Consider the following 18,740-nt stretch of genomic DNA (forward strand, 5'->3'; position numbering starts at 1 on the left):
ACTCATCGCATTCCTCTGAATCGCCGGGCGCGACGCCTTTTGCGCACAGGCGGTGACGCCTGTTGCAAAGCGTGACGGTCTACGGAAATGTAGAAATAGGACCCGGGTACGGATCTTTCATTCTTCACACATACGAGAGGACCATCGTGGCTGAATACACCTTGCCTGAGCTGGACTACGACTATGGCGCCCTGGAGCCGCACATCTCCGGCAAGATCATGGAGCTCCACCACAGCAAGCACCACCAGACCTACGTGAACGGTGCCAACACCGCTCTGGAGAAGCTGGCCGAGGCCCGCGAAGACGGCACCATCGCGGGCAAGGTCTACGGACTGTCGGCGAACCTGTCGTTCCACCTCGGTGGCCACACCAACCACTCGATCTTCTGGAAGAACCTCTCGCCGAACGGCGGCGACAAGCCGGTGGGCGACCTCGCCGACGCCATCGCCAACGACTTCGGCAGCTTCGACAAGTTCCAGGCGCACTTCACCGCGGCCGCCACCACCCTGCAGGGGAGCGGCTGGGCCATCCTCGGCTGGGACACCATCGGCCAGCGCCTGGTCATCGAGCAGTTGACCGATCAGAGCGGCAATACCTCGGCCGCCCTGATCCCGGTCGTCATGCTCGACATGTGGGAGCACGCCTTCTACCTCGACTACCAGAACGTCAAGCCGGAGTACGTCAAGGCTTGGTGGAACGTCGTGAACTGGGCCGACGCCGGCGAGCGCTTCGACCGCGCCCGCACCCAGGGCAACGGCCTCATCGTCCCGGCCTGATCTCAGCGCCCGGCGTAGTTACCCGGCACCGCGGCCCGGCACCGAGAGGTGCCGGGCCGCTTTGCATTTCACGTCGGGGAAGACGCATCCGCGCCCTCGCACGCGTCAACTCCGCGGCCCCACCACCCGGTACCTCCCGATGAGAAACGCCTGGTTCCGCGCGGAATCGATCAGTTCGAAGTCGAACGGCTCACTGAACAACGGCCGACCCGAACCGAGCGCGACCGGCGCGTACGACACGAGCATCTCGTCGAGCATTCCCGCGGCCGCGAACTGAGCGGCGAGGTCTCCGCCGCCGACCACCCACACGCCCCGATCGCCCGCCGCGGCCTCCAGCCGTCCACGATGCTCCGTCGGCGTGCCGGCGAGCAGGCTGATCGTCGGATGCACCGGTTTCAGATCGCGATGGGTGAACACGAACGTCTGCTGATCCGGGTACGGCCACGGCTCGCCGGGCGTGTGAGCGACCACCCACTCGTACGTGGTCGCGCCCATGACGATCACTCCGGTCCTCGCCATCAGATCGGCGATCGAGAACGGCCCGTCCTCGTCGATCGGCTGCGAGAGCAGCCAGTCGAGCGAATCGTTCGGGTCGGCGAGGAAGCCGTCGAGCGTGGATGCGGTGTAGTAGGTGTATTCGGTCATGGAACTCCTCCTCCGGTGTGACGCCGGTGCCAGATGATCGGGTCGGGGTCGAGCGCGGGAACGTCGACGTCGACGCCCGCATCACGCAGCATCCATCGGACGAGCAGCCGCCGATGCGCGGAGAACGTCAGCTCGTGCGCCACGATCTGCCCGAGCAGGAACGACTCGGGCGGCTCACACAGCGCGTCGATCACTCGGTCCGACCACGCGTCGCGTCGCTCGATGTCCCGGATCGTCGCGAGCCAGCGCGCGGAGACGTCCGCATGTCGATCCCGGAGCACCGCGACGTCCTCCACCGGTGTCAGATCCGGCATCGTGTCCCCCGCGATCGTCGACAGCCAGGGTTCCCTGCTGACCACGAGGTGCCACATCACCTGCGAGATGGACTCGTCCGGACCGTCCCAGGCGCGAGGCGCGCTCCCCGGGAGACGCCTGCGCCGATACTCGCTGGGACCGAGCGAGGCGACGGCCTCGATCAGAACGCCGATGTCGGCGATGTCGTGCCGGGTCAGCAGCGCGACGACGTCGCCCGACGGCGCCGCGGCGCCGTCCGCGTCGGCGGTCGAGTCGACGTACAGCGCCGTCGGCGAGTGGAAGTGGATGCCGTTGGGCGCGGGCAGCCAATGGCCCACCCGTTCTGCGGGTGGCAGCGCGGTCGGCGGATGCCCGTAGGCGCGGGCGAAGGCCCGGCTGAACCCCTCCACCGAGGAGTACCCGCTGGCGAAGGCCGTGTCCGTCACCGACGCGCCCCGCTGCATCTGCCAGGCGGCGCGCTCCAGCAGTACCCTGCGCCGCAAGGCGATCGGCGGCTCACCGCTTCCCCGTCGCACCTGTCGCGCGAAATGGAACTGCGAGGTGAAGGCTCCGCCCGCCATCGCGCCGAGATCGTCGTTCGCTTCGTCGAGGACCGCGTCGAGCAGGCGACGGAGATGATCGGGTGGCGGCGGATCAGGCTGGGGTGGATCGGGCGGGCGGCCGGTCATGCCTCGAGTATCCCCGCCGCTCTGCCCTCTCCGCTTGACAGTTCTTGCTCTCCTGCGGGCGCTAGTTCATCACCGGCTGCGCACCGACCGGCTGCGGCAGTTCGATCTTCCGCCGCCCGATGAGCAGGATGACGGCGAGAATCACGTAGATGAGGATCGGGGCCATCGCACCGATGTAGAACTGCTGTCCCGCCGCGATCATCGAGCCGCTGATCAGAGCGAAGTCGAACAGCCCGTGCATGACGGAATTGAGCGCATTGCTGCCGGACACCCGGCGCGTCAGATAGAAGAAGTAGCCCGCCAGGCCGACGACGACGGCCTGCGCCACCGCCGACGATCCATGACTCACGACGTTCGACAGGTGAACGAGGCCGAATACCAGGCTCGACCACAGGGCGACCTGGCCTTCGCGGAGGCCGTGATCGCGCATCATCGTCACCGAGATGCCCCGGAACATGCCTTCCTCGCCCCACCCGACGAACTGCGTGACGATGAGCAGCAGGAGGATGTAGCCCCAGCCCTTCTCGCTGAGCGAGCTGTAATCGATGCCGATGAGAATCGCGATCGCGAAGATGATCGGGACCGCCCAGAGCCAGCGGCGCACCGGACGGTCGTCGGTCATCACGGGCTTCCACCAGCCCAGCCAGGCTACGACGCCGTAGGTGAAGATCAGTGCCAGGCCGAGCGGAATGAACATGGTGAAGACGAGCCCGCGGGTGGTGAAGATGTCGTCCTCGTCGGCCCAGCCGCCGATCAGCTTCCCACCCAGCTGGATGATGACGAGATAGACGATCACGACCGCGGCGAAGGCCACGTAGGAGAGGCGCCGACCGCGGTCGGTCGCGGGGAGATTCGTGCTGTTCACCAGCCGATCTTAGATGCCGCCGAACACGGATCCGACGGCTTCGTCACCAATTCGGGGTGACCGATTCGCGACGGTCGCTACAGGTAGATCACGCTGACCGTCACGGCGCCCGCGCAGGCGACGGCGAACACGGTCAGCACGACCGCATCGACGCGGCCCGGCCGCGACGGATACGCGGTCAGGCGGCCGGTCCCACCGCGCGCCGTGATGGCCTCCGCCATCTCCGAGCTCCGGCGCATCGCGGACGACATCGCGGCGACGATGATGTCGAGTACGGAGAGTTCTGCGGAGGGGTGGCCGGAGTCCGAACTCGACCGCGGCCGCAGTCGGTGCGCCGCCCACAGCAGCCGCATCTCCTCCACCAGCAGCGGGAGTCCGCGCAGTGCCAGCGCGATGGTGACGGCCCACTCGTCCACCGGCAGCCGCAGAATGCGCAGCGGCGACATCAGCCGCGCGAGTGCCGGAGCGAGCTCAGCCATCGGGGTCGTCCAGATCACGAGCACCGACATCGACACCACGAGTAGCCCGAGCAGCACGCCGCGGAGCGCGGTGATCCCGCCGTCGCTGCCGCGGGCGATCCACGACCACACGACGGTCAAGGCCATCAGCCCCCAGAACCACCAGGGCGGACGAGGGAGCGCGCCGAGCGGGATCTTCGCGACGAGGACGAACACCACCAGGCAGACCGCCACGAAGCCGAGACCCGGCCACGACGGCAGCACCCAGGTCATCAGACCGAGCACGAAGATGATGATCAGCTTGCTGCCCGCCCACAGGCGGTGGACGGGCGAGTCTCCGGGGATCTCGCGAAGCATCGGAATCTGCATCACAGACCTCCTTCCAGGACGCCGTCGACGAGTTCGATCCGGCGATTGCAGACGCGGTCGAGCGATTCGAGGTCGTGCGAGATGATGATGATGGTGGCGCCGTTCTCCCGCAAGGAGGCGAGCACGGCGAGCACTTCCTCGCGCGCCTGCGGATCGAGCCCGGCGAGCGGCTCGTCCAGCACCAGCAGATCGGGCTGGGATGCGATGAGCGAGGCGAGCACCACTCGGCGCATCTGGCCGCCGGACAGCGCGTCCACCCGGCGGGCCGCGATCTCCCGCGGGAGGGCGACGAGGTCAAGCACGTGCCCGACCTCCGCCGTGCCGACCTCGATGCCGCCGACGGCCATGATCTCGTCGGCCACCGTCGTCTTCTGCAACTGCAGTCGCGCGTGCTGGAAGCCGAGTCCGACGTCGCCGACACGGTCCGACGTCGGCTCGCCGCCCAGCAGCACCGACCCTCCGGTCGGCTTGACCAGTCCCGCCAGAATCCAGGCGAGGGTCGATTTGCCCGACCCGTTGCCGCCGACGATGAGCACCCCGTCCCCGGCGTTGACCTGGAAGTTCACCGACTTCAGCGCGGTCACCTCCCAGGGCGAACCGGGCAGGTAGGTGTGCGCCAGGTCGCGGACCACGAGCAATGCCTGCCCGTGCTCGTCGTGGCGCTGCGGCAGCGTCGGGCTGATGGCCTCCGGACGCATCCACTCGGGGTGGTGCTCGACGATCCGGCCTGCTTCGAGGTGGATGACGCGGTCGGCGGCACGGGCCTCCGAGTCCCGGTGAGTGATGAGGACGACGGCGATCGCGCGGCGCCGGGGCAGGTCGGCGAGGATCCTGATGAGTTCGGCGCGACCGGCGGGGTCGACCATCGACGTCACCTCGTCGGCGATCAGCAACTGCGGATCGCGGGCCAGCGCGGCGGCGACCGCGAGCCGTTGCTGCTGGCCGCCGGACAGATCCGTCGTCTCGCGATCACCGAGACCGGCGAGTCCCACCTCGGCGAGCAGTCCCTCGACGTCGACCTCCGTACCGACCGGGAGGCCCCAGACCAGATCGTCGGCCACCCGCGCGCCCAGCATCTGGGCCTCCGGCCGCTGCAGCACCAGCGCGGTGCCGCCCCTCCTGCCGAGTCCGGGGGCGCCGGGGCGGTCGACGATGCCGACGGTCGGATCGACGCCGGACAGCAGTTTCGACAGCGTTGACTTGCCGGAACCGTTGGCACCGACGATGGCGACGAACTCCCCGCTGATCAGCGAGAGGTCGATGCTGTGCAAGACCTGCCGACTCGACCCCGGATACGTGTAGCCGACCCCGGCCATCCGCAGCGGCAGCGGCGCGACTTCGCGATCGCCGTCGGCGACGCCCGCTGCCTCGAGCGTGTCCTCGAGCGGCACCTCGTCGAGCCGATCGAGGACCTTGCCGAGCAGCCATGCGGCGATCAGCAGGGTCACGAGGGTGCCGACGGTGCCGGGTATCCACATCCACAGCCACCAGTTCTCGACGACGTTCCGCGAGATCGCGTCCATCGCGCGCGCCACCGCGTCGAGGTGAATGGCCCGGGCCGTCTTGGCGATGCCCGTCAGGACGTTGTCGAGGACCTCGAGCGCCAGCTTCCGAAGCGGGACCAGTACCCACATCAGCGCCACCGACACACCCGCCAGGAGCGGTGCGGCGATCACCGACATCACGACCATCGCGCCTCCGCGACCACCGCGTCGATGGACCTCGCCGATCAGGCCGCCCATCACCGCCGACACGAGAACCGCGAACGCCGGGCCGAGTCCGGCGACCACGAAGGTCACCGCGACCGTCGTGACGATCGCGGCGAAGACCGCTCGCGGACGGGTCCGCGCGGCGAGCAGGGCGATGGGCACCGGCGTCATGAAGCCCAGCGCCGCCGCGAGCGGCACCACGGACACGATCACGGCCGGAACCACCGTCAGACCGCTGAAGATCGCGATGGCCGCGATCTCGCGGGCGCGCAGGTTCCCCCTCGGCGCATGCGATGCGTCGACTACTTTGCTGACCACCGGTCCATTGTGCCCGGTCGGGCGTCCGCACACCGATTCACCGGTCGTCCGGCCGACCCCGATACGGGTTCCCGAAAGTCTCCATAAGGGCTTCCGACCAGGGATTTTCACTCATCACAATGTGTTGCGTACGGCACATAGGCCGTCCTAACCTGGCACCATGTTCGCCGCCCTGATGCTGAGCCTCGGCATCATCTTCGTCGCCGAGCTGGGCGATAAGTCCCAGCTGATGGCCATGACCTACGCACTCCGCTATCGCTGGTGGGTGGTGCTGAGCGCCATCCTGACCGCGACCACGCTCGTGCACGCCGCCTCCGTGTTCTTCGGCCACTTCCTCGGGTTGTCGATCCCCGCAGACCTCATGTCGGTCCTCGCCGGGCTGTCGATGCTGGTCTTCGGTCTGTGGACTCTTCGGGGCGACGAGCTCGACGACGAGGAGTCTGCGCGCGCGGGACGAGTCGGTGCGTCGGTGTTCCTCGCCGTGATGAGTTCGTTCATGCTCGCCGAGTTGGGCGACAAGACCATGCTCGCGACCATCACACTGGCGACCAACCACGACTGGGTCGGCGTGTGGATCGGTTCGACAATCGGCATGGTCGCCGCCGACGCTCTCGCGATCGCCGTCGGACGTCTGCTCGGCAAGCACCTCCCCGAGCGATCCATCGCGATCGGGGCCGCCGTGCTGTTCTTCGCGTTCGCCGTGTGGCTGCTGATCGAGGGACTCTCGGACGCTTCGCCGGTCCTCGTCGCGACGACGGTCCCGGTCGCCGTGCTGATCACTGCCGCGGGCACGTTCTGGATCCGCGCCACCCACCGTCGGCGGGGGGAGGCCGCGCTCGACATCGGCGACGACGACCCGGCCGCCCGCGAACTGCACTGACTCGGCCTTTCCGGGTACGATCACTCCGGACTAACCGATCGATCGCTCGGTTAGTGGTTTCATCGCACCTCGAAAGGAAGTCCCTCATGGACGTCACCGGCTCAGCAGTCATCGTCACCGGCGCAGCATCCGGCCTCGGAGCGGCCACCGCCGCCCGGTTCGCCGAACAGGGCGCCACCGTGTTCGGCATCGATCTCCAGCAGTCCATCGACAAGGCGGCACCGGTCGGCGGCGTCGAACTGGTCGCCGCCGATGTGACGAGCGAGACCGAGGTACAGGCGGTGGTCGACCGGATCGTCGCCGCGGGACTCCCGCTGCGCGCCGCGGTGAACTGCGCGGGTGTCGGCTGGGCTTCGCGGATCCTCGGCAAGGAGGGACCGCACGACCTCGACCTCTTCCGGAAGGTGCTCGACATCAACGTGGTCGGCACGTTCAATGTCATGCGACTGGCCGCCAACCGTATGCAGCACGAGACGGCCGCCACCGACGACGGAGCCCGCGGCGTCATCATCAACACCGCCTCGGTCGCCGCCTTCGAAGGACAGATCGGTCAGATCGCCTACACCGCGAGCAAGGGAGCGGTACACGCGATGACCATCTCGGCCGCCCGTGACCTCGCCCGAGCGGGCGTCCGCGTCTGCACCATCGCTCCCGGGACGATCAACACCCCGATGCTCGCCGGCGTGACCGACGACTTCAAGAAGACGCTCGAGGCCGGCATCCCGTTCCCGCAGCGCCTGGGTGAGCCCGCCGAGTACGCCGATCTGGCGGCCTTCATCGTCGCGCACGACTACCTCAACGGCGAGACCATCCGGATGGACGGCGCCCTGCGCATGGCGCCGCGCTAGACCTCGACTCAGTGTTCGGTGCGATCACCGGCGGGTGGTCACACCGAACACTGCTGATCTTCAGGGCTCGACAGACGCTTACGCGTTCTCCGCCAGCAGGTCCGCGGAGAGAGGCAGGGCGAGCACGTCGTCGCCGGATATCCATTCCCGCAGGACCTTCGTCGCCCGCACGTCGTCTTCGTTGTACTGCAGCAGGCGGGCGCGCTGCGTCTCGTCCCGGAGGGTGCCGTCCAGTCCGACGGCGGCGGCGTACCACTCCATCGACGCCTCGCCACCGGCCTCGTCGTCGCGCCAGTTGAAGCCGGCGACGGGCGCGATCCGCTTGAGCCCCTTGCCCTTGGGACACACGAAGTTGTCGCCGACGGCCTCGAAGACGTCGACCCATTCGCGGGACGAGATGAAGGCGTCCACCGAGGCTCGCGACGGCACGCCCGGCATGTCGCCGAATCGGTCCGCGCTGCCGCGCAGCCAGCGGTTCTCCGCGTGCTGCGAATAGCAGTACGCGGCGAAGGTCTTGCCCGCGTCGCGCGCCGCGTTCCGCTCGGTCATCAGCCATGCCCAGAACGCCGCGAACGACCGCCCCTCGTCCCGACTCGGGAGCGGGTCCCAGGTCACGAACGGACGGTAGACCACCGGACGGGAGGCATCGGTGTTGTCGGTCAGCAGCGTGCCCCACATGTAGGCGCCGCGCTCGGAGTAGCTCTCCATGTCGACGTCCACCTCGATGTCGGCGCGCTGCACACGCGGACGGTGGCGTCTGCGGGCCAGCGGGATGTCGCGCACCCAGCACTTGGCGGAGACGACGGTGTCCTCGAACGGGATCGCGCCGGTCCAGTCGTCCGGCTGTGCGCCGCGATAGTCCGCGAGTTGGTCGATCGTCAGCACTCCGGCATCGCGCAGCACCTGGCCCTGGTTTCCGCCCACCACCAGCGATACATCGCGCCGGTCGGTCAGCTCGGCCTCGCAGCGCGGCCACCAGTGACAGCTCCGGCACTCGCTGACCCGGCGCGGCGCGGTGCGCACCTCACCGCCGGCGATGGCCCGGCGACGCGCGAACGTCGCGTCGTAGTCCGCGGCCGCGTCGCCGAGCGGCACGACGACGATGCAGTCGGCGTCGAGCCCGATGAGCCCGCCCACGGCTTCGTCACGGGGCACGTCGAGCCGCCCCAGCTCGTCGAGCATCGCGGCGAGCTGAGCCAGCCGCATCACATCGCGTCGCTGGCTGCGGAAGGCGCGCGTGGCGTCGGGTTCGGGATGCCAGCCGAACAACGGGCTGGTCAGCAACGACGGCGTCTCGCCCGCCCGGGGCTCGGCGACGACCGTCGTCACCCGGTGGTTGACGACGATGATCGGCAGGTACCCGTCCCCCCGCCGCAGGAGCGCCTCGGCGTGACCGCGCCGGCCGCGCTCGACGTCCGTGGGCAGAGAAGCCTGCAGGATCCACTCGGCGCCTGCATCCATCGCCGCCACGGTCGCCGCCGCCCGGGCGCGATGATCGGCCTCGTTCACCGCGACGACGGCGCCTTCCGGCCGTCCGCTCTGCAGGCCGGCGATCAAGTCGAGCACCGTCCGGCGGTGTGCTTGAGCGGCTTCGATCCGCCGGTTGGCCTCGGCCGTCTCCGGCTCGGTGACCACGTCGTCGCGCGGCGAGAAGTCGAGGGCCAGACGGTGTTCGCAGCCGGTCAGGTTCCGCGCTCCCAGAATCGCAGATCCCACGTGATCGGCCTCGACTTTCCTTTTCCGAACGGCAACACGACCCACGGGCCGAGTAGTTCATTACCCACTGAGACTATGCAAAGCTGGAGACAACCGATTGCAGGAGTCGGGTATCCGACGGGAAGGTCGTCATGGGGCTGTTCTCATCCATGGGTTCCAAACGGACCCAGCGCAAGGCCGACGCCAAGATCCGCAAGGCAGAGGAGAAGGCGATCCGCACCCGCGCGAAAGTGCAGGCGGAGGCCGAATCCCGCGAGGGCCGCAAGGCCGCGAAGCGCCAGTTGAAGGACGAGCACAAGTTCCACAAGCGCACTCAGAAGCAGGAGCGCAAGACCGCCAAGTCCCAGGGCAAGGTCCAGCAGAAGACCGCGGCCGCCGAAGCCAAGACGATCGCGGCGCAGGTGAAGGCCGACGCCGCGGCAGCTCACTTCACACCGGCGAAGATGAAGCGGTATCTGGCGGTGGCGAAGATGGTCTCGCCGGTGGTGGTGCCGATCGCGTACCGCGCGGCCATCGGCGCCCGCAGCCAGGTGACGGTCGTGCAGGCGCGCCGCGCGGGGGTGTCCCCCTCGCTGCTCACCCAGTACGGCGGACCGAGCGCCACGCTGCGCGCCCGGATCGCCGCGTCGCGCACCACCGCGGGCGAGGTCGGCGGACTCGAGAAGTCCGACGAGGGCCAGGCGTTCGTCGCAGCCATGACCACGCGACTCGACAACCTGCAGGTGGCCGCGGACGCCGCGGACACCATGCCGCCGCAGCAACGCAAGAACGCTCAGCGGGCGATCGACAACGAGCTGACCGCGATCGACAACGATCTGCTGGCCCGGCTCAACGTCCACCCGGTCCAGGCGGGCTGACCCATGACCCGCCGCGCGTTAGCCCTCGTGTCCTGCCTCATCGTCGCGGCCGCCGGGTTGGTCGCCGGCGGGTCGACCGCCGGACGCACCGATGCGGGCGCTGCGCCCGGGTGCGCCGACGTGCACGTACTCTTCGCCCGCGGCACCGTCGAAGACGCGCCGCCGTTGGGTCTGACCGGCATCGCCTTCGGCAACGCCGTCCGGAGTCGCCTGGCGAACAAATCCGTACGGGTCGAGGCCATCGACTACGCGGCGAGTGCCAACTTCACCAACAAGCTGGCGTTCGCACGGACCTTCGTCGACGGCATGAAGTCGGCCCAGCGTCGCGTGGAGTCGATCGCGACCACGTGCCCGCGGACTCGGATCGTCGTCGGCGGCTACTCGCAGGGCGCCGCGCTCGCGGGCTACACGATCAGCTCCGGGTATCAGATCCCGCAGAAGTACACGCAGTACAGCTCGTACGTGCCCGACCCGCTGCCCGCGGGCGTCGCACCGCACATCGCCGCCGTCGTCGAGTTCGCGCCGCCGTCGGCCCGCTTCATCCGTGAAGCCGGGGCCCCGCCGATCCAGCCGCAGCCGGTCTATGCGGGCCGCACGGTCAAGTACTGCATCCAGGGCGACACGATCTGCAACGGCGCGCCGCTCGGCGGGCCGAATGCACTGCACCTGCTGTACTCGGTGAACGGCATGGCCGACCAGGCGGCGGACTACGTCGCGAGGCACCTGTAGCGCGGGGAGGCTCAGCTCAGCGCGATCAGCGCCATCGGGTCTGCCAGCACGTCGGCGATCGTGGCGAGGAACGTCGAGCCCTGCTCGCCGTCGACGAGTCGGTGGTCGAAGGACAGGCTCAGGGTCGTCACCTGCCGTAGCGCCACTTCGCCCTGCCACTCCCACGGACGCCGGCGGACAGCGCCGAAGCACAGGATCCCTGCCTCGCCGGGATTGAGGATCGGCGTGCCCGCGTCCACACCGAACACGCCGACGTTGGTGATCGTGATGGTGCCGCCCACCAGGTCCGCGGGCGGCGTCTCACCCGCCTTCGCGACGGTGGTGAGCGCCTCGATCGCGACGGCGAGGTCGTGCAGGCTGAGACTCTGCGCGTCCTTGATGTTCGGCACCAGCAGACCGCGCGGAGTGGCCGCCGCGATGCCCAGGTTCACCCGGCGCTTGACGACGATCTCCTGCGCCTGCTCGTCCCACGACGAGTTCAGCGACGGGTGGGTGCGCAACGCCACCAGGAGCGCCTTCGCCACCAGGGTCAGCGGCGTCAGTCGCACTCCGGCGAACCGGCGGTGCGCGGCGAGCCGATCGAGCAGTTCCATCGACGGCGTCACGTCCACGTCGACGAACTCGGTGACATGCGGCGCGGTGAAGGCGCTGCGAACCATCGCCTCGGCCGTCCGCCGCCGGACTCCGCGGATCGGCGTGCGCTCCTCGTCGACCTCGCCGGCGTGCGCCACCGTCTCGTCGACGGGCATGTGGTCGTCGAGGTAGCGGTCGAGGTCCTCGCGGGTCACCTGTCCGGACGTCCCCGTCGCGGTCACCTCCGCCAGGTCGACACCGTGGTCGCGAGCCAGTCTGCGTACCGGCGGCGACGCCAGCGGCCGTGCCGGGGCGACGGCGTCCGCAGGCTCATCCGCAGGGGATGCGACCGGTCTCCGCCGTCGGCTCGTACCCTCCTCGGCGACGCCGTAGCCGACGAGAACCGGCGTGCGGGTGGCATTCTCCGCTGATCCGGGATCGGAGTCGGGGGCGGCCTGCGGGGATTCTGCTGGGTCGGCGGGCGGGACGGACTCGCCCGAACCGCCCGCCTGCACGGAGTCTCCCGCCACCTCCACATCGATCAGCGGACGGCCGACGTCGATCGTGTCGCCCTCGTTCGCGTGCAGTCGCACCACCGTGCCCTCGTACGGCGAAGGCAGCTCCACCGCGGCCTTGGCCGTCTCGACCTCGGCGAGCACCTGATTGAGCTCGACGGAGTCGCCGACCGCCACTTCCCAGCGAACGAGTTCCGCGTCGGCGAGACCCTCACCGAGGTCGGGGAGCATGAAGGTGGCGACGGCGGGCATGACATCTCCTTCGTGATCGAGTCAGTCGCGGAACGTGCGATCGACCGCGTCCAGGATCCGGTCCACGTCGGGCAGGAAGTGCTTCTCGAGTTTGGCCGGCGGATACGGCGTCGCGAATCCGCCGACTCGCTGGATCGGGGCCTCGAGGTGATAGAAGCACTCGGTCATGATGCGAGCGGTGATCTCGGCGCCGACCCCCATGAACACGGGCGCCTCGTGCGCGACGATCAGCCGTCCGGTCCGCCGCACCGATTCGGCGATCGTCTCGATGTCGAGCGGTGAGATGGACCGCAGGTCGACGACTTCGATCGAGCGCCCCTCCTGTCGGGCGAGGTCGGCGGCCTGCAGCCCGGTGGTGACGAGCGGCCCATAGACCACCAGGGTGACGTCTGCGCCGGGCCGGACGACGCGCGCCCGGTGGAGCGGATAAGTGTCCGCATCGAGTTCGTCGTAGTCGACGGGACCCTTCTCCCAGTACCGGCGCTTGGGCTCGAAGAAGAGCACCGGATCGTCCGAGGCGATCGCCTGCTGAATCATGGTGTACGCGTCCGCCGCATTGCTGCAGGTCACCACCCGGAGTCCGGCGGTCGCCGCGAAGTAGCCCTCGGGAGACTCCGAATGATGCTCCACCGCACCGATCCCACCGCCGTAGGGCACCCGGATGGTGATCGGCATCGTGACGTGGCCGCCGGTACGGTAGTGCAGCTTCGCCACCTGCGAGACGATCTGGTCGAAACCCGGATAGATGAAGCCGTCGAACTGGATCTCGCACACCGGCCGATAGCCGCGGAACGACAGCCCGACCGCCGTGCCGACGATGCCGGATTCGGCGAGCGGCGTGTCGATGACCCGCTGCGGACCGAACTCCTCCTGCAGTCCGTCGGTGATGCGGAAGACGCCGCCGAGCCGGCCGATGTCCTCCCCCATCAGCACCACCTTCGGGTCTTCGGTGAGCGCCTTGCGCAGGCCCGCGGTCACCGCCTTGCCCAGCGGGACCCGCTCGACTGCGGCCGCGGTCATCACGACTCCAGCGTGTCGAGGTATGCGGCGTACTCGCGGCGCTCCGCCTCGATCAGCGCGTGCGGCTCGGCGTAGACGTCGTCGAACATCGACAGAGCCGGCGGGTCGTCGAGTTCGAGGCAGCCGCGTCGCAGTTCGGCGGCTGCCGACGCGGCGTGGTCTTCGATCGTCTTGGCGTCCTCGTCGGACAGTGCGCCCGCGGCCTCTAGCAACAGCCGGATCCGCTCGATCGGATCCCGCCGAATCCATTCGGCGTCGTCCGCGGGCGCGCGATAGCGCGTCGGATCGTCGGAGGTCGTGTGCGGGCCGCGCCGGTAGGTCACGGCTTCGATCAGCGTCGGTCCACCGCCCTCTCGTGCGAGCTCCAACGCCGCCCTGGTGACGGCGAGCACCGCGAGGACGTCGTTGCCGTCCACGCGGACCGTCGGCATGCCGTAGCCCCGCCCGCGATGCGCGATGGGCGCCCTGGTCTGCAACGTCACCGGCTCGGAGATGGCCCACTGGTTGTTCTGGCAGAAGAAGACGACCGGCGCCGCGAAGCTGGCCGCGAAGCCCATCGCCTCCGAGACGTCGCCCTGGCTGGTGGCACCGTCTCCGAAGTACGTGATCACCGCGCTGTTGTCGCCGTCGAAGTCGATCCCCATGCCGTAGCCGGCCGCGTGCAGGGTCTGCGCACCGATGATGATCGCCGGGGTCGCGATGTTGTACCGGTGCGGATCCCAGCCCGATAGGGACGTGCCGCGCCAGAACGGCATCATCTCTTTCAGCTCGACGCCGCGACAGTAGGCGACGCCGTGTTCTCGATAGCTGGGGAACACGAAGTCGTCGGGCTCGAGCGCTCGGGCGGAGCCGATCTGCGCCGCCTCCTGTCCGAGCAGGGGCGCCCACAGTCCGAGCTGTCCCTGCCGCTGCAGCGCGGTGGCCTCGGCGTCGATCCGGCGCACGACGACCATGTCCTCGTACAGCTTGCGGATGTCGGCCAGGTCGATGTCGTCGACGTAGGTCGAGAAGTCGGGGTGGATGTGACGCTCGCCGGTGATGGTGACGAGCTGGACGATTTCGTCGATGTCAGACACGACTGCCTCCTTCGGAACTCACCGCGTGGATCGCACGCTGCCTGTCCTTGTGGCAACAGTCTCAGTGCACTACACATTGCGCAAGGTTGTCTTCCGATAATGATCAGAATGCCCAGTAATCGACCGGCGTGACGCGCGATACTGAGCTGTATGGCCAGACTCGATCGCACCGACGCCCGAATCCTGCGCGCGCTCTGCGAGTTCCCGCGCGCCACCGGTGTCCAACTCGCCGGACTCGTCGGTATGGCTCGGAACACCGTGCAGACCCGTCTCGGACGATGGGACGCCGAGGAGTTGCTCGGCCCGTTCGACCGTCGCGTCGAGCCGCGTGACCTCGGCTTTCCCCTGCGCGCCTACATCGCCGTGGTCGTCGACCAGCACCGCCTGGAGGAAGTGGTGGAATCGCTCGACGACATCCCCGAAGTCCTCGAAGCCGTCGGCATCTCCGGCATCGCCGACCTTCAACTCCTGGTCGTCGCCGCTGATGCCGACGATCTCTACCGAATCGCCGGATACGTTCTCGGAGTGCCCGGGGTGGAACGCACCACAGTGTCGGTGGTGATGCACGAGGCGATCCCGTATCGGACGCTTCCCCTCATCGATCGGCTCGCAGGCACCCGGAGCCGAGACCCCGAATCTGTTCGACCCCACGAATCGACGCCCGACTCTTCGTAGAAATCACCAGGACATAGATCACACCGACGCGCCTACCGTTGGTCAGAGAGCATCTCGCTACCCGTGAAGGACTCCTCGATGGACAACACCGCATCGATCACCGACATCGACTACGACACGATCGTCATCGGTGGCGGCATCGCCGGCGTCTCGATCGCCTACGAACTCGCCGAGCACCGATCGGTGGCCGTGCTCGAACGGGAGTCGACCCTGGCGTACCACACCACCGGCAGATCGGCCGCGACGTTTCTGGAGAGCTACGGCAACGCCGTCGTGCGCGCATTGACCAGATCGAGCCGCGAGTTCTTCACATCACCGCCGGAGTTCGTCGACGGCCCGCTGACCGCCGATCTCCCGCTGCTGGTGATTGCCGGCGAAGGCGAGCTCGACGCGCTTCACGCCCTGCACGACGCCGTCACCGCGACCTCGAACAAGCATGCCGGCACGGTCCGGCACACGTCTGTCGCCCTGATCGACGCACACGAGGCGGAGACGATCAATCCGATGTTGAGGCCGGGCTACACCGACTTGGCAATGGTCGACTACGGATCGCTCGAACTCGACGTGCACGGCCTGCATCAGGGCTTTCTGCGTGGATTGCGCCGTCGTGGCGGTGCGGTGATGAAGTCGGCGGGCCTGGTCTCCGCACGCCGTGAGCGCTCCGCCTGGCTGCTCGAGGACGCGGCAGGCAATCGGCTTCGGGCGCGGACGGTCGTGAATGCCGCCGGTGCCTGGTGCGACGATGTCGCGCGGATGTTCGGCGCCGCGCCGATCGGTATCCAGCCGATGCGCCGTACCGCATTCATGGTCCCCGGTCCCAAGACGATTCCGGCGGAATTCAGCGCTGCACCGCGCACCATGACGATGTCTGCCAGCGAGGACTTCTATTTCAAGCCGGACGGCGCGGGCTTCCTCTGCTCGCCCGCCGAGGAGACTCCACAGCCGCCGTCGGATGCCAACCCCGACGACCTGGAGATCGCCCGCGCCATCGAACGCCTCAACGAGGCGACCCGCCTGGAAGTCCGGAGCGTCTCGACCTCGTGGGCCGGTCTGCGCAACTTCACCGCCGACCGGACGCCGGTGGTCGGACCCGATCCGGTCGTCGACGGACTGTTCTGGTTCGCCGGCCAGGGCGGCTACGGCATTCAGATGGCGCCGGCCCTGGCCCGCGCCGGAGCCTCACTCGCAGATTCCGGCGGGCTGCCCGTCGACCTGCTCGAGGCAGGCGTCTCGGCCGCCGCGCTCGCTCCCGGCCGGACGGCCCTGGCCGCGTAGCCGGGCCTGCGGCGACCTCAGGCTTTCGAGAATCGAGCCTGGGGCTGCGCCCGATTCAGGCTGATCGAGCAGCCCCGGCGCGTCGGAGTTCACAACGTCCCAACAACTACAGCTAGCGCCGCGGCGTATCGAGGCTCGGCACACTGACAACGCAGGTGTCTCGACACGCTCGCCCACTTCGGTTCCCTTGAACTCCGTCGAAGCGTTCGCGGGCTAGTCGACCACCCTTCCCCACAGCCGGAGGCAGGTAACAGGACAATAATCAGGACGAGAACGACGCCGCCACCGGACAACACCGTCCTCCGCGTCCCCGTCATCACCTCTCGTGGACATATGGTCCACGAGCAGTCCTCACGGGGACGCGCAGCTGTGAGTCCCGCCCAGGGTAGTCGTCGAGCAGCCCGCGAACTCCAGTGAGCGAGCGTGTCGAGACCTGCGTCGTCAGCGTGCCGAGCCTCGATACACCGCGGCGCTTGCGCGCCGGGGCTACTCGACCAGCCTGAAGTGAGCTCGCGTCCAGCCCAGGGTGAGCTCACGACCAGCCTGAGGTGGTGTCGCGACCCGCCGGGAAGTCCGGGACGCCGGCGCGGGTGGGCCGCCTACCGGCCCGGCAGGTACTTCAGCGACTTGATCAGCTGCGGGGTCAGCTTCAGGTACAGGCTCTGCGGGATGCCGCGGATGCCGTCGAGGCCGATGAACCGCTGGGTCGCGATGGTCTGCGGCTCGGTGTACTTGAGCAGGCCCTCCTCGCCGTGACGGCGGCCGACTCCGGAGACGCCCATGCCGCCCATCGGCGCGCCCGTGGAGCCCCATGCGGCGGCGTAGCCCTCGTTGATGTTCACGGTTCCGGCGTGGATCTGCTCGGCGATCTTCTGGGCCTCATCGTTGCTGCCTGCGAAGACGCTGGCGTTGAGGCCGTAGTCGGTGTCGTTGGCGCGCTTGATCGCCTCATCGGTGGAGTCGACGGGGTAGATCGAGACCAGCGGACCGAACGTCTCGGCCGCGAAGCAGGTCATCTCTTCGGAGACGTCGCCGAGCACGGTCGGCTCGTAGAAGAACGGGCCGAGGTCCGCGCGCTTACGACCGCCGGCCAGCACCTTGGCGCCCTTGGCCACGGCGTCGGTCACGTGCTCGTCGACCGTCTCGACCTGCTGCGCCGAGGCGAGCGAGCCCATGTCGGCATTGAAGTCGTAGGTGCCTGCGAGAGTCATGTCCTTGACGTGCTGGGCGAACTTCTCGGTGAACTCGTCGGCGATCGCGCGGTCGACGTAGATCCGCTCGATCGAGATGCACAGCTGACCGGAGTTCGAGTAGCAGGCGCGAGCGGCGCCGGAGACAGCCCGATCGACGTCGGCGTTCTTGGTGATGATCAGCGGGTTCTTGCCGCCGAGCTCGGCCGAGAAACCGATGAGGCGCTTGCCGGCCTGAGCGGCGAGGGTGGCACCGGTGGCCGACGATCCGGTGAACATGACGTAGTCCGTGTGGGCGACGATGGCCTGTCCGACCACCGAGCCGGGACCGGGGACGACCGCGAACAGTTCGCGCGGCAGCCCCGCCTGGTACAGCAGTTCGGCCAGCGCCAGACAGCAGTACGGGGTGTTGCTGTCGGGCTTGATGACCACGCCGTTGCCGGCGATCAGCGCCGCCACAGCGTCCGACACCGCCAGCGTGAGTGGGTAGTTCCACGGGCTGATGACGCCGACGACGCCCTTCGGCTGGTAGCGGACACGGACGTCGGTCGCGCCCGGGAGCATGCCCTGCACCTTGCGGTCGGCCAGCATCTTGGGACCGTTCTGCGCGTAGAAGCGGGCGGTCAGTGCGACGTCGATGACCTCCTCCTGCGCGTAGATTCGCGCCTTGCCGGTCTCGGCCTGCGCGATGTCCATCAGCTCGTCCGCGTGGTCGTGCACGAGTTCGGAGAATCGACCGATCACCTTCGCACGATCGGCCGCAGACAGATCGCCCCACGCGGTCTGCGCGGCGCGGGCGCGGGCCACGGCCAGTTCGAGGTCCTCGGCGGTGCCGACCGGAATGGTCGCCATCTCCGCACCGCTGTAGGCCTCGAGGACCGGGCGGGTGGGGCGGTCAGCGGCGTTGTCGATGGCGGCGAGTGCCGCGAGACGCTGGAAGTAGGCGGGTGCGGGCTTCGGCATGAGTGCTCCTGATGTCTGCGGCGGTCGTGGGGCCGGGCGGTTCGGACA

The 18,740-nt window shown here is 68.5% G+C and carries 17 protein-coding genes; 7 read left to right on the forward strand and 10 right to left on the reverse strand.

Annotation, left to right across the window (positions count from 1 at the left end; genetic code table 11):
* The first annotated feature begins 146 nt into the window (after positions 1-146).
* Positions 147-776 carry a superoxide dismutase gene (locus SCNU_RS15320; protein ID WP_009680304.1) on the forward strand — a complete coding sequence of 210 codons (630 nt, stop codon included), beginning with the start codon at positions 147-149 and terminating at the stop codon, positions 774-776.
* 105 nt (positions 777-881) lie between these two features.
* Here SCNU_RS15320 and SCNU_RS15325 read toward each other — a convergent pair whose 3' ends face one another.
* From SCNU_RS15325 to SCNU_RS15345, 5 genes are all read right to left on the reverse strand, one after another.
* Positions 882-1,421: a dihydrofolate reductase family protein gene (locus SCNU_RS15325; RefSeq protein WP_009680305.1), complete on the reverse strand. Its 540-nt coding sequence runs from the start codon at positions 1,419-1,421 to the stop codon at positions 882-884.
* On the reverse strand, positions 1,418-2,404 hold the full coding sequence (locus tag SCNU_RS15330) for a helix-turn-helix domain-containing protein (RefSeq protein ID WP_009680306.1): 987 nt from the start codon (positions 2,402-2,404) through the stop codon (positions 1,418-1,420). The genes SCNU_RS15325 and SCNU_RS15330 overlap by 4 nt, the downstream gene beginning before the upstream one ends.
* 61 nt (positions 2,405-2,465) lie before the next feature.
* Positions 2,466-3,269 carry a CPBP family intramembrane glutamic endopeptidase gene (locus SCNU_RS15335; protein ID WP_009680307.1) on the reverse strand — a complete coding sequence of 268 codons (804 nt, stop codon included), beginning with the start codon at positions 3,267-3,269 and terminating at the stop codon, positions 2,466-2,468.
* 77 nt (positions 3,270-3,346) lie between these two features.
* Positions 3,347-4,096 carry an energy-coupling factor transporter transmembrane component T family protein gene (locus SCNU_RS15340; RefSeq protein ID WP_009680308.1) on the reverse strand — a complete coding sequence of 250 codons (750 nt, stop codon included), beginning with the start codon at positions 4,094-4,096 and terminating at the stop codon, positions 3,347-3,349.
* Positions 4,096-6,123 (reverse strand): ABC transporter ATP-binding protein, encoded by a 2,028-nt coding sequence (locus SCNU_RS15345; RefSeq protein ID WP_009680309.1) that lies wholly within the window; start codon positions 6,121-6,123, stop codon positions 4,096-4,098. Before SCNU_RS15345 ends, SCNU_RS15340 begins: the two co-directional genes overlap by 1 nt.
* A 160-nt stretch (positions 6,124-6,283) precedes the next feature.
* On the opposite strand from SCNU_RS15345, the gene SCNU_RS15350 reads away from it, so the two are divergent.
* Positions 6,284-7,003, forward strand: a complete 720-nt coding sequence (locus SCNU_RS15350) for a TMEM165/GDT1 family protein (RefSeq protein ID WP_009680310.1) — start codon at positions 6,284-6,286, stop codon at positions 7,001-7,003.
* 86 nt (positions 7,004-7,089) lie between these two features.
* Positions 7,090-7,851 carry an SDR family oxidoreductase gene (locus SCNU_RS15355; RefSeq protein ID WP_009680311.1) on the forward strand — a complete coding sequence of 254 codons (762 nt, stop codon included), beginning with the start codon at positions 7,090-7,092 and terminating at the stop codon, positions 7,849-7,851.
* 78 nt (positions 7,852-7,929) lie between these two features.
* Here the strand turns inward: SCNU_RS15355 and SCNU_RS15360 are convergent, their stop codons facing one another.
* Positions 7,930-9,567 (reverse strand): TM0106 family RecB-like putative nuclease, encoded by a 1,638-nt coding sequence (locus SCNU_RS15360; protein WP_009680312.1) that lies wholly within the window; start codon positions 9,565-9,567, stop codon positions 7,930-7,932.
* 131 nt (positions 9,568-9,698) lie between these two features.
* On the opposite strand from SCNU_RS15360, the gene SCNU_RS15365 reads away from it, so the two are divergent.
* Together SCNU_RS15365 and SCNU_RS15370 are read left to right on the forward strand one after the other, a co-directional pair.
* Positions 9,699-10,424, forward strand: a complete 726-nt coding sequence (locus SCNU_RS15365) for a DUF6474 family protein (RefSeq protein WP_009680313.1) — start codon at positions 9,699-9,701, stop codon at positions 10,422-10,424.
* A gap of 3 nt (positions 10,425-10,427) precedes the next feature.
* On the forward strand, positions 10,428-11,153 hold the full coding sequence (locus SCNU_RS15370; RefSeq protein WP_040518584.1) for a cutinase family protein: 726 nt from the start codon (positions 10,428-10,430) through the stop codon (positions 11,151-11,153).
* An 11-nt stretch (positions 11,154-11,164) separates the two neighbouring features.
* Here the strand turns inward: SCNU_RS15370 and SCNU_RS15375 are convergent, their stop codons facing one another.
* From SCNU_RS15375 to pdhA, 3 genes are read right to left on the reverse strand one after another with little or no spacing between them, the layout of a single operon-like run.
* Positions 11,165-12,493, reverse strand: a complete 1,329-nt coding sequence (locus tag SCNU_RS15375) for a dihydrolipoamide acetyltransferase family protein (protein ID WP_009680315.1) — start codon at positions 12,491-12,493, stop codon at positions 11,165-11,167.
* Positions 12,494-12,514: 21 nt separating this feature from the next.
* Positions 12,515-13,513 carry an alpha-ketoacid dehydrogenase subunit beta gene (locus SCNU_RS15380; protein WP_009680316.1) on the reverse strand — a complete coding sequence of 333 codons (999 nt, stop codon included), beginning with the start codon at positions 13,511-13,513 and terminating at the stop codon, positions 12,515-12,517.
* Positions 13,513-14,589 (reverse strand): pyruvate dehydrogenase (acetyl-transferring) E1 component subunit alpha, encoded by a 1,077-nt coding sequence (pdhA, locus tag SCNU_RS15385; RefSeq protein ID WP_009680317.1) that lies wholly within the window; start codon positions 14,587-14,589, stop codon positions 13,513-13,515. The genes SCNU_RS15380 and pdhA overlap by 1 nt, the downstream gene beginning before the upstream one ends.
* A gap of 150 nt (positions 14,590-14,739) precedes the next feature.
* Between pdhA and SCNU_RS15390 the strand changes: the two genes are divergently transcribed.
* Together SCNU_RS15390 and SCNU_RS15395 are read left to right on the forward strand one after the other, a co-directional pair.
* Positions 14,740-15,264 carry an Lrp/AsnC family transcriptional regulator gene (locus SCNU_RS15390; RefSeq protein WP_009680318.1) on the forward strand — a complete coding sequence of 175 codons (525 nt, stop codon included), beginning with the start codon at positions 14,740-14,742 and terminating at the stop codon, positions 15,262-15,264.
* Positions 15,265-15,342: 78 nt separating this feature from the next.
* Positions 15,343-16,539 (forward strand): NAD(P)/FAD-dependent oxidoreductase, encoded by a 1,197-nt coding sequence (locus tag SCNU_RS15395; protein ID WP_009680319.1) that lies wholly within the window; start codon positions 15,343-15,345, stop codon positions 16,537-16,539.
* 599 nt (positions 16,540-17,138) lie between these two features.
* Here SCNU_RS15395 and SCNU_RS15400 read toward each other — a convergent pair.
* Positions 17,139-18,692 (reverse strand): succinic semialdehyde dehydrogenase, encoded by a 1,554-nt coding sequence (locus tag SCNU_RS15400; RefSeq protein WP_009680320.1) that lies wholly within the window; start codon positions 18,690-18,692, stop codon positions 17,139-17,141.
* Between the last annotated feature and the right edge of the window lie 48 nt (positions 18,693-18,740).

It is taken from the genome of Gordonia neofelifaecis NRRL B-59395 (genome assembly GCF_000192435.1).
GTDB classification, from domain to species: Bacteria; Actinomycetota; Actinomycetes; order Mycobacteriales; family Mycobacteriaceae; genus Gordonia; species Gordonia neofelifaecis.

Coding starts and splice junctions, on each gene's coding strand:
- SCNU_RS15400 (WP_009680320.1), bottom strand. CDS start 18,692: ATGCCGAAGCCCGCACCCGCCTACTTCCAGCGTCTCGCGGCACTCGCC.
- SCNU_RS15325 (WP_009680305.1), bottom strand. CDS start 1,421: ATGACCGAATACACCTACTACACCGCATCCACGCTCGACGGCTTCCTC.
- SCNU_RS15375 (WP_009680315.1), bottom strand. CDS start 12,493: ATGCCCGCCGTCGCCACCTTCATGCTCCCCGACCTCGGTGAGGGTCTC.
- SCNU_RS15390 (WP_009680318.1), top strand. CDS start 14,740: ATGGCCAGACTCGATCGCACCGACGCCCGAATCCTGCGCGCGCTCTGC.
- SCNU_RS15355 (WP_009680311.1), top strand. CDS start 7,090: ATGGACGTCACCGGCTCAGCAGTCATCGTCACCGGCGCAGCATCCGGC.
- SCNU_RS15395 (WP_009680319.1), top strand. CDS start 15,343: ATGGACAACACCGCATCGATCACCGACATCGACTACGACACGATCGTC.
- SCNU_RS15370 (WP_040518584.1), top strand. CDS start 10,428: ATGACCCGCCGCGCGTTAGCCCTCGTGTCCTGCCTCATCGTCGCGGCC.
- SCNU_RS15330 (WP_009680306.1), bottom strand. CDS start 2,404: ATGACCGGCCGCCCGCCCGATCCACCCCAGCCTGATCCGCCGCCACCC.
- SCNU_RS15365 (WP_009680313.1), top strand. CDS start 9,699: ATGGGGCTGTTCTCATCCATGGGTTCCAAACGGACCCAGCGCAAGGCC.
- SCNU_RS15350 (WP_009680310.1), top strand. CDS start 6,284: ATGTTCGCCGCCCTGATGCTGAGCCTCGGCATCATCTTCGTCGCCGAG.
- SCNU_RS15340 (WP_009680308.1), bottom strand. CDS start 4,096: ATGCAGATTCCGATGCTTCGCGAGATCCCCGGAGACTCGCCCGTCCAC.
- SCNU_RS15380 (WP_009680316.1), bottom strand. CDS start 13,513: ATGACCGCGGCCGCAGTCGAGCGGGTCCCGCTGGGCAAGGCGGTGACC.